Origin of the sequence: Rhodobium gokarnense, from assembly GCF_025961475.1 — a bacterium.
Taxonomy (GTDB): Bacteria; Pseudomonadota; Alphaproteobacteria; order Rhizobiales; family Rhodobiaceae; genus Rhodobium; species Rhodobium gokarnense.
Window position 1 is genome coordinate 457,795 of the sequence record NZ_JAOQNS010000003.1, and the last position, 13,524, is coordinate 471,318.

Genomic DNA, 13,524 nt, shown 5'->3' on the forward strand with positions numbered 1-13,524 from the left:
CGTTCGCCTAAACCTATCCCGTTCGCCTAAAGCGGAATGTTGCCGTGCTTCTTCGGCGGCCGCGTCTCGCGCTTCGACAACAGCCCCCTCAGCGTCAGCGCGATGGAGGCGCGCGTCTGGCGCGGCTGGATGATGTCGGAGACGAACAGCATGCCGGCCGAAAGATAGGGCGAGGCGAACTGGGCGCGGTACTCGTCGGCCAGCTCCGTTGCCCGCGTATGCCGATCCTCCGCGGCCGCAAGATCCTTGCGGTAGAGGATGTTGACGGCCCCTTCCGCGCCCATCACGGCGATTTCCGCCGTCGGCCAGGCGAGCACCCGGTCGGCGCCCATGTCCTGGCTGCACATGGCGAGATAGGCGCCGCCATAGGCCTTGCGCATGATGACCGTGATCTTCGGCACCGTCGCCGACGCGTAGGCAAAGAGCATCTTGGCGCCGTGGCGGATGATGCCGCGCCGCTCCTCGGTGACGCCCGGAAGGAAGCCGGGCACGTCGACGAGGTTGATGAGCGGGATGTTGAAGACGTTGCAGAAACGCACGAAGCGGGCCGCCTTGTCGCTGGCATCGATATCCAGCGTGCCCGCCTTCACCGTCGGCTGGTTGGAGACGAACCCGACGACCACGCCGCCGATGCGCCCGAAGCCGACGACGATGTTGGCGGCAAAGCCGGCCATCACTTCCATGAAGTCGCCGTCATCGGCGAGCCGCGTGATCACATTGCGGCAGTCGAACGGCGTCTTCGGATTGTCCGGGATCAGGTCGTCGAGCGCGGGATCGTCGGCGATGGAAAGGTCCGGGTCGATATGGTGCGGCGGGTCCATCATGTTGTTGGACGGCAGGAACGACAGCAGCCGGTGGACGATACGCACCGCATCGGCATCATCCTCGGCGATGAAATGGATGTTGCCGGAGACCGAGGCGTGCGCCTCGGCCGAGCCGATCTCCTCCATGGTCGTCACCTGGCCGGTAACGGCGCGGATCACCTCCGGCCCGCAGATGAACATCTGCGCGTGTTCGCGGGTCATGATGAGAAAGTCGGTAAGTGCCGGGCTGTAGGCCGCGCCGCCCGCGCAGGGGCCGGCAATGACCGAAATCTGCGGCACGACACCGGAAAGCTGGACGTTGCGATAGAACACCTGGCCATAGGCGGCGAGCGCCCCGACGCCCTCCTGGATGCGCGCGCCGCCCGAATCGTTGAAGCCGACGACGGGAACGCCGGCTTTCGCCGCGTGATCGAGCGTGTGGCAGATCTTCTTGGAATGGATGTCGCCGAGCGAGCCGCCGGCAACGTTGAAATCCTGCGAGAAGGCCGCGACCGGCCGGCCGTCGACGAAGCCGGTGCCGGTGATCACCGCATCGGTCGGGATCGACTTCTTCTCCATGCCGAAATGGCGCGTGTTGTGCTGGGCGTGGAGGCCGAACTCCTGGAACGTGCCCTGCGAGAACAACGCCTCGAGCCGCTCGCGGGCGGTCATCCGCCCCTTGGCGTGGCGGGCTTCCGCCTTCTCCGCGCCGCCGCCCTCAAGCGCCGCCTTGCGCCGCTTTTCCAACTCGTCCGCGAGAGCCTTGGAAATCGCCATGTCCGATCCGTTTTCTTGGGGCCGCGCCCCGACCGGGAGCGGCAGGCGCCCCGCTGGAGGAGCGGGGCCGTTTCCTCGCGAAGGGCATCTTTCGCGGGGGCCCGCAACGGCGCCGGACCGGCGCCATACGCGGCCGCGTGATATTGCCCCATTCAGATAAGGAAATTAATGCGATGTTCTGGCGGCGAGATAAAGGGTCGCGGCCGAAATTTCGACGGCGCAGGAATACTTACATACGTTCGGCTACAGGGCCGGTCGGCGGCGGCCGGCGCCATTCGAAGGCAAGGCCGAAGACGAGCCCGGCGAGATGGGCGCCGTAAAGCGGGGTCCATAGAAGGCCGGCATTGAAGATCGAGCCGAACTGCCATTCGAAACCGATCTTGAGGAGATCGCCGAGCAGGAGCAGCGGCCAGAACCAGTGCCGCGTATCGCGCCAGAGCGACAGCACCGTCGCCGCAAAGAGCGCGTTGAGCGCGGCCGACAGCCCGCAATAGGCGGTGGTGTCCGGCGCAAGGACGACAAGGAACGCCGAGACGGCGACGATCGCCCCCGCCATCAGCAAGGCGAAGCGCCCCCGCGAGGCCTCCGAGGTCTCGTAGACCGCCCCGAGCATCGCGAAGGCGCCGGCATTGAACAAAAGATGCCGGCCGTCGAGATGGACGAGGTGCCCGGTGAGGAGCCGGTAGAGCTCACCGTCGAAGACCAGCGCGCGGTCATAGACCAACGCCTCCTGCGCGCCGCCGAAAAGCGCAAAGAGGGCAACGAGCAAGGCCGTGCCGGTGAGGGTCAGCCACGGCATCCGACGGATGCCGCGGCCGATATATGCCTGGCGGGCAGCGAGCGCGGTCATTGCGCGCCCCGTGCCCTGCGCCGGCGGGCGAGATAGGCGCCGGCCGCCGCCGTTCCCATCAGGCCGAGGCCGACGAGGCCGACATCGCCGGAGCCGCCACCGCCGCCGTGGCCGGAGCGCGGCTGGCTGAACATCGGCTTGTTGGAGTCGACACGGCGCGATGCGGTCCTGACAGGCGCCGGATTGCCTTCGGCCGATTTCGGCGTCGCCGCCGGCTGCCGGCGCTGTTCCTGCGCCTTTGCCTCGCGCTTCAGCCGGGCGTCGTTGGTACGGTCGATGGCGAGCTTCTGGAACACCTCGTCGCGCACCACGATCATGGAGGTGAACGGCGTGACGATGCCGTATTCTTTCGACAAGTCGATCACCGCCTGTTTGGCGTCCGCGCCCTCGTCGAGCATTTCCATCGCCCACATCTCCCGTTCGATGGCGGAGAACGCCCACAGCCGCTCGATCTCCGGATTGCGCACGGTGGTTTCCGGGAACTCGAAGGTCGTGCTGTAACTGACCGGCTTGCCGGAAAGCTTGGCCGTCAGCGTGATGTCGGCCGGACCCTTGCCCCAGTAATGGCCGAACAGGATGAGCTGTTCGCCACGATAGAGCGAGCGCACGTCGTTGCCGGTCATGTCGGCGAGGCGAAGGTCGCCGCCGGCCGGATCGAGCTTGACCTTTACGTCATGAAGAGCCGTATGGGTCAGTTTGGACGTCGCCGTCATCAGCGCACCGACGATATCGTCGCTGTTGGAGACATTGAGCGAGGTGCCGCCTGACGCGCGCGTCATGGCGCCGAGCAGCGGCTCGTTGGCGCTGTTGCCCATGACCACGGTGAAGAGGCGGATGTCAGCGGTCTTGATGCGCTCCACGAACCGCTTGCGCTCCGTCACGCCGTCGTTCGCGACACCGTCGGTGACGAGGATGACGCCGGCCGGACGATCGTCGTCGAGGCCGGAAAGCCCCATGTCGAGCCCGGCAAAGAGATTGGTGCTGCCGCCGGGCTGCATGTTGCGGACGATGTCGACGGCGCGGGCGACTTCCCCGGGCGTTGCCGGCAGGAAGCCGGAGGTCAGCGGATGGGCCTGCTGGTCGAAAGCGACGAGCCGGAACCGGTCCTCCGGCCGCAGCTTGCCGACGGCCTTGGCGACGCCCTCGGCAAGGGTCGCGATCTTGCCGGACATGGAACCGGACTTGTCGAGCACGAACACCCAGTCGCGCCCGCCGGTGATCGGCTGGTGGTCGACGCCCGGCGTCAGCGTCAGCATATAGGTGCCGCGACCGTCCGGCACCGCCTTGTAGGCGGTCATGTCGAGGCTGCCGGGAAGCCCGGCCTTCTCGCGCCAGTAGACGACGACGTCGGTATCTAGCCGCACCGGCTGGGTCACGGGCGCGGCGGGCGTTGTCTCTTCTTCGGTCCCATTGGCGGCAGTATTGCCGGCGGCCGGCGCGGCCTGTGCCGGCGCGGTGTTGTCCAGATGGACGTGCCAGCCGTCGCGGCCGGAGCGGGTGATGACGGCGTTCGGATGGGCCGGCAGGCGCACGGCCTCGACCGGATAGTCGGCCTTCAGCTCAAGGTCGAAGGTGAAGCGTCCCGTGACCGTCTCGTTGGCGGTCCAGAAGGAGAGTTTCTGTTCGTCGACCCCGCCCTCCTCCAGCGGATAGAGGTAGCGGCCGATGCCCGTGTCGAGGTTGACCGGCTGGATGTAGGAGAGCCGCACGCGCACGTCCTGGCCCGCCCGCACCGGCCAGACCTTCGTGTCGAAGGTCTTGTAGGCGTCCTGTTCGGTATAGGCGACCTCCCGGCCGGCCTGCTTTTCGCTCTGGTAGATCTCCCGGGCGCGCTGTTTCTCCACCACCTCCCCGGAGACCGGCGCCCCATCGATCCAGTAGGTGAATTCGGCAACGGCCGCCTTCTTCGGCACCGGGAACGAATAGAGCGCCTCGTCGTCGCGCGTACCGGGATTGGCGAAGGTCTGCTCCACGGTGGTGATGGCGTAGCCGTCTTCCACCACCACATCGACATCGTGGTCGACGATGGAGAGCGGCGTGCCGGTCCCGTCGGCCGGCGTCAGGAGACCTGCCGCTTGCGCGCTGGTATCGGCAAGCGGCGTCGCCAGCGCGGCAAGGAGGAGCGTGGAAAAGGCGAGCGCCTTGGCCGCGCCCCGCCGCGTCGGCGGCAGGGCGCGCACGATCGGCGTATTGTCGGCTCGGCACGGCGCATCTTCGCAGACCGTGACCGGACAGTTCGGGTCCTCATTGGGCTTCCGTTTCAGGCTTGTCATCGTCATCTCCTCGTGAACGATGTTCATAACTTTGGCGCGGAACGTTCTTGTGAACGTCGTTCATACACATAGCAGCCTTGTGAACAGCGTTCAAGTGTGCAAGGAGTGAAAAGACGGGCGCGGTTAACGGGAACCGGTCCACCGCCGGGAAAGCCGACCCCGAAAGCCGGTTCGCAAACCCGGACGGGAAGTCCGCCGGGGACCGCCGACCGAGACAGGACGCGAAAAATGACGAAAGCCGCCCGCACCCGCATCGACGACCGCGAGGCGCTGAAGAAACGCTATGTGGAAGAGGCCGCCAGGATCATCGCCGCCGAGGGCCTGTCGGCCCTCACCGCGCGCCGCCTCGCCGGCAATCTCGGCGTCGCCGTCGGCACCACCTACAATCTCTTTGCCAATCTCGACGAGATCGTCGTCGCGGTGAACGGCAGGACCCTCGACGGGCTGGCCGCGGCCATCGCCGCAGAGCCGTTACCGGCCGAGAGCGTCGAGGCGGCGCTGATCGCCCTCTCCGACCGCTATCTCGGCTTCGTGCGATCCAACCGCAATCTCTGGCAGGCCCTCTTCGAGACGGCGGCCCCCGGCGGGGGCGAGGGGCCGTTCCCGAACCAGCCGCGCTTCGAGGCGCTCTTTGCCGTCGTGGAGGGCGTGCTCGGCCCCCTCTTCCCGCCCGGCAAGGAGGCCGCCCGCGCCCGTTCGGCCCGCGTGCTCTGGGCCGGGCTCCACGGCATCTCCATGCTGGTGCTCAGCCAGCGCCTGGCGCCGCTCGGCGTCGCAACGGCGGAAGACCTCGTAAAAACCCTCGTCTGCTGCCACGTCGCCGGCCTGCGGTCGGCGCACGAGGGTTAGCGCGGCGGCGCGACCGCGCGCTCCCACATTCGAAATGGATTTCTCGGCCCGCCTATTGTATCTGGATTCCAGGCGGCCCCGTAGCTCAGCAGGATAGAGCGCCGGATTCCTAATCCGTAGGTCACAGGTTCGAATCCTGTCGGGGTCACCATTTTCCATATCTCACGACGCATCTTCGCTTCGCTCAGGTCTCCGATGGGGCGGCCTGATCGGCCAACGCGCAGTCGCGCTTGCGAACCCTCCGGGTTCGAACGCATTCCAGCAACGTTCACCATCTCTTCCCGCCGTCCACCTCCACGCACTGCAATGCGCTGTCAGGCGACCTTGTGGCGCGGGACGATCCTCAGGTGGCTGCCGGTGGCGCCGCCGGGAAGCGCCGCGATGCGGTCGGCGACGGCAAGCAGCGCGGCAAGGTCGATGCCGGTCTCAAAGCCGCCCTCGTTGAAGGCGAACACAAGGTCCTCCGTCGCCGTGTTGCCGGTCGCGCCGGGTGCGAAGGGGCAGCCGCCGAGGCCGGCTGCGGCGGTGTCGAAGACGCGGACGCCGACGCTCCAGGCGGCGAGCGCATTGGCAACGCCCTGGCCGTAGGTGTCGTGGCCGTGGAAGGCCCAGCCGTTTCCGGCCGCAGCCCCGATCGCCATCGCCGCGGAAAAGCGGGCCGCGACCTCGAACGGATTGGCCCGGCCGGTGGTGTCGCAGAGCCCGATCTCCGCTTCCGGCGCGATTGCCGCGACGCTCGCAACGGAATCGAGCACCGCCGCCCGCGCGACCGTGCCCGCGAACGGGCAGTCGAAGGACGTGCCGAGATCGACCCGCAGCCCGACCGAGGCCGGCAGCGCGGCCGTCACCTTCTCCAACCCCTCCAGCGACTGCTCCACGCTCTGGCGGACATTGTTGCGATTGTGTGCCTCGGAGACGGAAAAGACGTAGACGACCTCCGTAACCCCGGCGGCGAGCGCGTTCTCCGCGCCGCGCACATTCGGCACCAGGGCCGAGAGCCTTGAAGGAACGTCCTTCACGGCGGCGGCGATCTCGGCGATGTCGGCCATCTGCGGGATCGCCTTCGGGCTGACGAAGCTGCCGAATTCGATCCGCGGGCAGCCGGCCTCGGCGAGCGCGCGGATGATCGCGATCTTCTCGTCCGTCGGCAGCGGATTGGCGATCGACTGAAAGCCGTCGCGGGGCGCTACCTCGCAGATTATGGGGCGCATGTGCGGGCGGGCGTCCGGCATCTCGGTCTCCTCCGGCATCTTGCGTCAGACTTCCTGCAGCTTGTCCTCGCCGCCGGGCCGCCGGTCCGGCCAGAACACGGCGTCGACGGCGTTGAGAAGGAACTGGATCGCCAGCATGCCGAAGCCGAGCGGCAACAGCGCATAGGGAAACACCATCGGCGTGCCGAAGCTCGACGAGACGCGCTCGCCATAGTCGAAGGCCTGGTAGGCGAGCAGGAAGCCGCGCCAGGCCATGATCGAGCAGAAGCCGACGCCGACGAGCCCGATCACGACGTTGAGGACCCGCTGCCCGAGGCTGCCCAACATGTCGGAAAAGAAGGTGATGCGGATATGCGCATCGGTACGCTGGACATCCGCCGCCGTCATCGCCGCGACGAAGACGATGAGGAAGGTGTTGATCTCCAGCGACCAGGAGGTGGGCGCCGTGAAGACATAGCGCATGAACGCGTCATAGCAGATGGTCACGACCATGAAGGCCAGCACGATCTGGCCGGCGATCTGCATGGTCTTGGTCAGCGTTGCAAAGAACCGTCTCACGGCGCCCTCCCGGTTTCTCGTTACTCGGCCTTACCGAGGGCGAGCGCGATCGCCCGCTTGCCGACGTCCTCGCCGACCTCGGAGACCCACTTGGCGCGCACGTCAGACGCGGCATCGCTGAGGGTCTTCAGGTCGTCTTCGGACGGCTCGATGATCTCGATGTTTTCCGCCTCGATCATCGGCCAGTACTCATCCGGGTAGATGGTGTTGTTGGAATAGGCCGCGCCGTTCTCGTCGAACCAGTCCGCCGCCTCGGTGAAGGCGGCCTTTTCGGCCTCGCCCATGGTCTCCCAGCCGCGGGTCGTGGTGTAGAGGCCGATGCCGTAGGCGGTCATTGGCAGCTTGTAGACGAAGTCGATCTGCTCCTGCAGCGACCGGCCGATGATGGTGGAGATGTTGGCGACGGCAGCGTCCACGGTGTTGCGCTGCAGGGCGAGATAGAGCTCGGAGGACGGGATGCGCACCGCGGCCCCGCCGAAGCCCTCGATCACCTTGGTCGCCTCGAAGCTGACGACGCGGACCTTCTTGCCGCTGATGTCGGCGATCGAGCGCACCGGGGCGGCCTTCGTCGACCAGATGTATTCCGGCTGCAGGATGTTGCCCATCATGGAGACCATGTAGAGGTCTTCCTTGGCCAGTTCCTCGTTGATGAGGTTGAAGAGCGGGCTGCCCTTCTTCAGCCGGTCCGGGTTCTCGTAGAGTTCTTCCACGATGCCCGGAAGGCCGGTGATGCCGAGGATCGGGATCGAGCGGGTGATGTAGCTCGACGTATGGAACATGAAGTCGATGGTGCCGGAGCGCAGCGCCGGAAGCTGCTCGTCGGCCTTCAGGAGCTTGCCGCTGTCGTAATAGTCGACCTTGACGGCATCGCTGGCATCGAGCCGCTCCACGAAGCCGGCCGAGCCGTAGGCGAGCGCCTTGTAGCTCGGCGGCAGGTAGCTGACGCCGGTCATCGTCGTCTCGGCGGCAGCGCGCCCGGCCGTGAAGCCGAACATCGCGGTACCGCCGACGACGGCGGCGCTGGTCTTCAAAAAGGTTCTGCGGGTCTGGGTCATTCTGTTTTCCTCTCCTTGAATGACAAGTGTTGTGATTGGGAGCCGGTCACATGAGGCGTGGAAGCCAGAGACTCAGCTCCGGGAACAGGACGAAGATCATCAGCATGGCGAACTGGACGAAGACGAACGGAACGACCGAGCGGATGATTTCCTCGACACTCAGCATCGGGCAGACGGCGCGCAGCGCATAAAGGTTGAGCCCCACCGGCGGCGTCACCACCGCGATCTCGAGGTTCATGACCAGCACGATGCCGAACCACAACGGGTCGTAGCCCATGGTGGTGATCAGCGGCAGCAGGATCGGCGTGGTGACGACGATCAGCGAGACGGCGTCGACCAACATGCCGAGGGCGACGAGCGCCAGCATCAGGACGATCAGGATCGCCCAGTCCGGCAGGTTGGTGGCGATCAGCGCCTGGCTGACGATTTCCGGCACCCGGACGAGGTTGAGGTAGTCGCCGAAGATCTTGGCGCAGCCGATGATGAGGAGAATCGCGCCGGAGACCTTCACCGAGGCGGCCAGGATCTTCATCAGCTTCTTCAGCGTCAGCACCCGGAAGATGGCGCCGGCGATGAAGAAGGCGCCGGCCGCGCCGAAGGCGGCGGCCTCCGACGGCGTCGCAAAGCCGGAATAGATCGCCCCCAGCACGATGAAGACGAGGAGCAGCGAGTGCCAGATGCCGCCGAGCGCCCGCACCCGTTCGCCGAGCGGCGGCCTGGCGCCGGTCTCGCGCGGCGCCTCCCTGGGGTTCAGCACGACGCGGACATAGATGTAGACGGACAGGGCAAGGGCGAGCGCGATGCCCGGTACGATGCCGCCGATGAAGAGATCGCCGACGGAAACCCCCGACACCGCGCCATAGATGATGAACGGCACGGAGGGCGGGATCAGCATGGCGAGGGCGCCGGACGAGGCGACCGAGCCGGCCGCCAGCTTGCGCCCGTAGCCGCGCTTCAGCATTTCCGGCACGGCGATGCCGCCGACGGCCGCGACGCCCGCGACCGAGACGCCGGAGACCGCCCCGAAGATCGCCGAGGCGCCGACGGTGGAGATCGCAAGGCCTCCGCGCAGCCATTGCAGCCACAGCGAGGCGGCCCTGAACAGGTTCTGCCCGACGGGCGTCGCACCCAGAAGGTTGCCCATCAGGATGAACAGCGGCAGGGCGATCAGCTCAAACGAATTGAGCTGGCCGAAGAACGAGGTCGGGGCAAAGAAAAAGGCAAGCGGTCCCCGCGCCATCCAGAGGCCGATGAGGCCGCTGGCGCCCAGCGCGAGAAAGATCGGTGCACCCATGCCGATCAGGCCGATCAGGACGACCGCGACCAGTATGGGTTCGATCATGCGCGCCCGGACCCCTGGTTGTTATTATGCATGCTGCACTCCTCCCGTTTTTTGTTCCGGCGTTCGGTGCCGGCGGTTTGCCGACCCGACTTTTGTCAGATTATGCCGGATTGTTCCAGTTCCGCGATCTTTTCCGCTGAATATCCGAGGAGGCCCTGGAGCACCGCCCCGGTGTCTGCGCCGAGTTCCGGGCCCAGCCCCCGGATGCCGCCCGGGCTTTCCGAAAGCCGCGGAAAGACGTTCTGCATGGCGAGCGTCCCGCCCTGCCGCGGGTCGTCAACCTCGACGATGCTTTGGCGCGCGGCGAAATGGGGATCGGCCATCATCTCGCGCGCCGTATAGGCCAGACCGACCGGAACGCCGGCCGCGGCGAGATCCTCGATCATCGCCTCGGCGGCGTGCTTGCGGGTCCATTCGGCAATCCGCGCGTCGAGTTCGTCGGCATTCTCGCCGCGGGCGCGGTGGGTCGCATAGCGCGGATCCTCGGCCAACTCCGGCGCCCCCATCACCTGGCAGAGCCGGCCGAAGACGGCGTCCTGGTTGGCACCGATGATCATCTCCTTGCCGTCCTTGGTCGGATAGGCGTTGGAGGGCGCAATGCCCGGCAGCGACGAGCCGTGCCGCTCGCGGATATGGCCGCCGGCGTCGTATTCGGCAATGATCGACTCGGTGAGGCCGAGGACGCTTTCGAAGATCGAGCTGTCGACGACCTGGCCGCGGCCCGTGGCGTGGCGCCGCTCCAGCGCCAGCAGGATGCCCATCGCCGCGTTCATGCCGGCGAGCGAATCGCCCAGCGAAAGGCCGATGCGGACCGGCGGGCGATCGGGGTAGCCGCTGATGTGGCGCATGCCGCCCATCGCCTCGCACACCGAGGCAAAGCCGGCACGCGCCGAATAGGGCCCGTCCTGGCCGAAGCCGGAGACCCGGGCCATGATCAGCCGCGGATTGATGTCGGACAGCGCCTCATAGCCGAGCCCCCAGCGCTCCATGGTGCCGGGGCGGAAATTCTCGATCAGCACGTCGGCCTCGGCGACGAGGTCGCGCAGGACCGCCTGGCCTTCGAGCGTCCTCAGGTCGAGCGTGACGGAGCGCTTGCCCCGGGCGATCACCGACCACCAGACCGGATCGCCGTTGCGGCCCGGCCGGCCCCACTGGCGCATGACGTCGCCGGTCTTCGGCGGCTCCACCTTGATGACCTCGGCGCCGAAATCGGCGAGCAACTGCCCGCAAAACGGCCCGGCGATGAGCTGTCCCAGTTCGATGACCCTGAGGGAATTGAGCGGCCCCATGATGCTGGCGTTTCCTTCTCTTCGTGTCGTTTCTTGTCACTGTTCATGCGGTGAGGCGCCTGCCCGGCGTCATCGCGCCGACGCGGCCGGTGATCGACGCCGCATCGATGCCGAAATGCCGGTAGAGATCGCCGATGGTGCCGGTCTGGCCGAAGGCCTCGACGCCGAGCGGCAGCGTGCGGTGGCCATGGACGGACCCCAGCCAGGAAAGCGTTGCCGGATGGCCGTCGATGACGGTGGCGATCGCCGCATGGGACGGCAGATCCGCGAGCAGCGCCTCGACGCGGGAGCGCGCCTCGGCCTTGCCTCTGGTGCGGGCGCGCTGGGCCGCGGTCCAGCCGGCATGCAGCCGGTCGGCCGAGGTGACGGCAAGGACGCCGATATCGCGGCGGTCGTTGCCGATCATGCCGGCGGCCCGGATCGCCTCGCCCGCGACGGCGCCCTGATAGGCGATCACCGCCTCGCAGTTCGGCCCGGGCTTGCGCAGCCAGTAGCCGCCGTCGATGACGCCCTTGCGGAACGCATCATCCGTCCGCGGCATCGGCTGTTCCAGCGGATTGGTGGTCAGCCGCAGATAGACGGCGCCGCCGGCCGCGTCGGAAAGCCAGGTGCGTGGGTCAGGCTCGCGCGCGCCGCTGCGCTGGATGTGCGCAAAGGCCCACTCCATGATCACAGCCAGTTCGTCGGCAAAGGCCGGCTCGAAGGCGGTGAGCCCCGCCTGGCTCATGCCGATCAGCGGCTGGGCGATCGACTGGTGCGCCCCGCCCTCCGGCGCCAACGTCATCCCCGACGGCGTTCCGACCAGAACGAAGCGGGCATCCTGGTAGCAGGCGTAGTTGAGGGCATCGAGGGCTCGCGCGACGAACGGATCGTAGACCGTGCCGACGGGGATCAGCCGCCGGCCGAACAGCGAATGGGAAAGGCCGGCCGCTGCCAGCAGCAGGCAGAGATTCATCTCCGCAATGCCGAGCTCGATATGCTGGCCGGCGGGCGAGAACTCCCACTTCGCGGTTGAAGGAATATTGTGCGCCTTGAAGACGTCGGGCCGGGCGCCGCGGGCAAAGAGCCGGCGCCGGTTGACCCAGGGCCCGAGGCTGGTGGTGCCGGTGACGTCCGGCGACGTCGTCACGATCCGCTCGGCAAGCAGGCTGTCGCCCTTGGCAAGCTCGTCGAGGATCTTGCCGAAGGCCATCTGCGTGGCGATTTCCCTGTCCTGCGGCGCCGCGATCGCCGGCACCGGCAGCACATCGTCTTGCAGCCGGCGCGGACCGCCGGCAAAGAACGGCACCTTCTTGAGGAAGGCGCGCAGGGCGGCGGGCTTTTCGACCGTGGCGAAGGGTTCCCACTCCTTGCCTTCCGGCACCCCCATATGGGCCTGCCACTCGGCCATCTGCTTCGGCGTCATCAGGCCGCCGTGATTGTCCTTGTGGCCGGCAATGGGCGTTCCCCAGCCCTTCACCGTATAGGCGAGGAAGCAGACCGGCCGGTCGTGGTCGATGGCGGCGAAGGTATCGGCCATGGTCGCCACGCAGTTGCCGCCGAGATTCTCCATCAGGTCGGCGAGTTCCGCGTCCGACCGCCGGTCGATCAGCGCCGAGACGTCGCCCTGGTCGCCGAGGTCCTCCATCAGCCGCTGGCGCCACACCGCGCCGCCCATGAAGGTCAGCGCGGAATATTCCGTGTTCGGGCAGCGGTCGATCCAGTCGCGCAGCCGGTCGCCGCCGGGCTCCTCAAAGGCCGCCCGCTGCAGGGCGCCGTATTTGACCTTCACGAGGTCCCAGCCGAAGGCGTCGAAGGTCTTTTCGATGCGCTGGAACAGGCCTTCATGGACGATGCCGTCGAGGGACTGCCGGTTGTAGTCGATGATCCACCAGGTGTTGCGCAGGTCGTTCTTCCAGCCCTCCTGCAGGCACTCATAGACATTGCCCTCGTCGAGCTCGGCATCGCCGACGAGCGCCACCATGCGCCCCATCGGCCGCGCGCCGCCCCAGGGCTTGGCGGCGATATAGTCCTGGATCAGCGCGGCAAAGGAGGTGATGGCAACGCCGAGGCCGACCGAGCCGGTGGAAAAATCCACGTCGTCGGCGTCCTTGGTCCGCGACGGATAGGACTGCGCCCCGCCATAACCGCGAAACGCCTCCATCCGCTCACGCGAAAGGTTGCCCATCAGGTACTGCATGGCATGGAAGACCGGCGAGGCATGTGGCTTGACTGCCACCCGGTCTTCGGGGCGCAGCGCGGAAAAATAGAGCGCCGTCAGGATCGAGACCATCGAGGCCGAGGACGCCTGGTGCCCGCCGACCTTGATCGCATCCTCCTTGGGACGGATGTGGTTGGCGTGGTGGATCATCCAGTGCGACAGCCACAACAGCCGTTGCTCGATCGTTTTTAGTTGCGCGACTGCCATGCCGCCTCCCTAGATTTCGCGAAACGATAGCGTCGCGTTTGAAGGGATTTCTGGCTATCTTAAGCCGCAAATCGGCAATTTCGGCCGGTTTCGAGAAGCGTATCGGGAGT

At 66.9% G+C, this 13,524-nt stretch carries 10 protein-coding genes and 1 tRNA gene; 2 read left to right on the forward strand and 9 right to left on the reverse strand.

The genetic code is table 11. The annotated features are described in order from the left end of the window. Nucleotides 1–26 precede the first annotated feature (26 nt). The 3 genes from M2319_RS07330 to M2319_RS07340 form a co-directional block, all read right to left on the reverse strand. Nucleotides 27–1,580: an acyl-CoA carboxylase subunit beta gene (locus tag M2319_RS07330; protein ID WP_264600791.1), complete on the reverse strand. Its 1,554-nt coding sequence runs from the start codon at nucleotides 1,578–1,580 to the stop codon at nucleotides 27–29. Nucleotides 1,581–1,809: 229 nt separating this feature from the next. Further along, nucleotides 1,810–2,430, reverse strand: a complete 621-nt coding sequence (gene rrtA / locus M2319_RS07335) for a rhombosortase (protein WP_264600792.1) — start codon at nucleotides 2,428–2,430, stop codon at nucleotides 1,810–1,812. Further along, the gene (locus M2319_RS07340; protein WP_264600793.1) at nucleotides 2,427–4,703 is read right to left on the reverse strand and encodes a VIT and vWA domain-containing protein; all 2,277 of its coding nucleotides are present in this window, start codon (nucleotides 4,701–4,703) and stop codon (nucleotides 2,427–2,429) included. Before M2319_RS07340 ends, rrtA begins: the two co-directional genes overlap by 4 nt. 228 nt (nucleotides 4,704–4,931) lie before the next feature. Here M2319_RS07340 and M2319_RS07345 point away from each other — a divergent pair, with 228 nt between their 5' ends. Next, nucleotides 4,932–5,552, forward strand: a complete 621-nt coding sequence (locus M2319_RS07345; protein WP_264600794.1) for a TetR/AcrR family transcriptional regulator — start codon at nucleotides 4,932–4,934, stop codon at nucleotides 5,550–5,552. Between the two features lie 74 nt (nucleotides 5,553–5,626). Next, nucleotides 5,627–5,703: transfer RNA gene (locus tag M2319_RS07350), tRNA-Arg, on the forward strand. A gap of 163 nt (nucleotides 5,704–5,866) precedes the next feature. Here the strand turns inward: M2319_RS07350 and M2319_RS07355 are convergent. The 6 genes from M2319_RS07355 to M2319_RS07380 form a co-directional block, all read right to left on the reverse strand. Then, a complete protein-coding gene (locus tag M2319_RS07355) occupies nucleotides 5,867–6,802 on the reverse strand; it encodes a hydroxymethylglutaryl-CoA lyase (RefSeq protein ID WP_264600795.1) in 936 nt (311 codons plus the stop codon). A gap of 6 nt (nucleotides 6,803–6,808) precedes the next feature. Continuing rightward, the gene (locus M2319_RS07360) at nucleotides 6,809–7,321 is read right to left on the reverse strand and encodes a TRAP transporter small permease (RefSeq protein ID WP_264600796.1); all 513 of its coding nucleotides are present in this window, start codon (nucleotides 7,319–7,321) and stop codon (nucleotides 6,809–6,811) included. 20 nt (nucleotides 7,322–7,341) lie between these two features. Further along, nucleotides 7,342–8,376, reverse strand: a complete 1,035-nt coding sequence (locus M2319_RS07365) for a TRAP transporter substrate-binding protein (RefSeq protein ID WP_264600797.1) — start codon at nucleotides 8,374–8,376, stop codon at nucleotides 7,342–7,344. Nucleotides 8,377–8,422: 46 nt separating this feature from the next. Continuing rightward, complete coding sequence (locus M2319_RS07370) at nucleotides 8,423–9,718, reverse strand: TRAP transporter large permease (protein ID WP_264600798.1); 1,296 nt, start codon at nucleotides 9,716–9,718, stop codon at nucleotides 8,423–8,425. A 95-nt stretch (nucleotides 9,719–9,813) separates the two neighbouring features. Beyond that, nucleotides 9,814–11,007, reverse strand: a complete 1,194-nt coding sequence (locus M2319_RS07375) for a CaiB/BaiF CoA transferase family protein (protein ID WP_264600799.1) — start codon at nucleotides 11,005–11,007, stop codon at nucleotides 9,814–9,816. A 43-nt stretch (nucleotides 11,008–11,050) separates the two neighbouring features. After that, nucleotides 11,051–13,414, reverse strand: coding sequence for a transketolase (locus tag M2319_RS07380; protein WP_264600800.1), 2,364 nt, complete (start codon nucleotides 13,412–13,414; stop codon nucleotides 11,051–11,053). Nucleotides 13,415–13,524 lie beyond the last annotated feature (110 nt).

Excerpts from the sequence above, each read along its gene's own strand:
- M2319_RS07340 (WP_264600793.1), bottom strand. The coding sequence starts at position 4,703 with ATGACAAGCCTGAAACGGAAGCCCAATGAGGACCCGAACTGTCCGGTC.
- M2319_RS07345 (WP_264600794.1), top strand. The coding sequence starts at position 4,932 with ATGACGAAAGCCGCCCGCACCCGCATCGACGACCGCGAGGCGCTGAAG.
- M2319_RS07370 (WP_264600798.1), bottom strand. The coding sequence starts at position 9,718 with ATGATCGAACCCATACTGGTCGCGGTCGTCCTGATCGGCCTGATCGGC.
- M2319_RS07380 (WP_264600800.1), bottom strand. The coding sequence starts at position 13,414 with ATGGCAGTCGCGCAACTAAAAACGATCGAGCAACGGCTGTTGTGGCTG.
- M2319_RS07355 (WP_264600795.1), bottom strand. The coding sequence starts at position 6,802 with ATGCCGGAGGAGACCGAGATGCCGGACGCCCGCCCGCACATGCGCCCC.
- M2319_RS07365 (WP_264600797.1), bottom strand. The coding sequence starts at position 8,376 with ATGACCCAGACCCGCAGAACCTTTTTGAAGACCAGCGCCGCCGTCGTC.
- M2319_RS07330 (WP_264600791.1), bottom strand. The coding sequence starts at position 1,580 with ATGGCGATTTCCAAGGCTCTCGCGGACGAGTTGGAAAAGCGGCGCAAG.
- M2319_RS07375 (WP_264600799.1), bottom strand. The coding sequence starts at position 11,007 with ATGGGGCCGCTCAATTCCCTCAGGGTCATCGAACTGGGACAGCTCATC.
- rrtA (WP_264600792.1), bottom strand. The coding sequence starts at position 2,430 with ATGACCGCGCTCGCTGCCCGCCAGGCATATATCGGCCGCGGCATCCGT.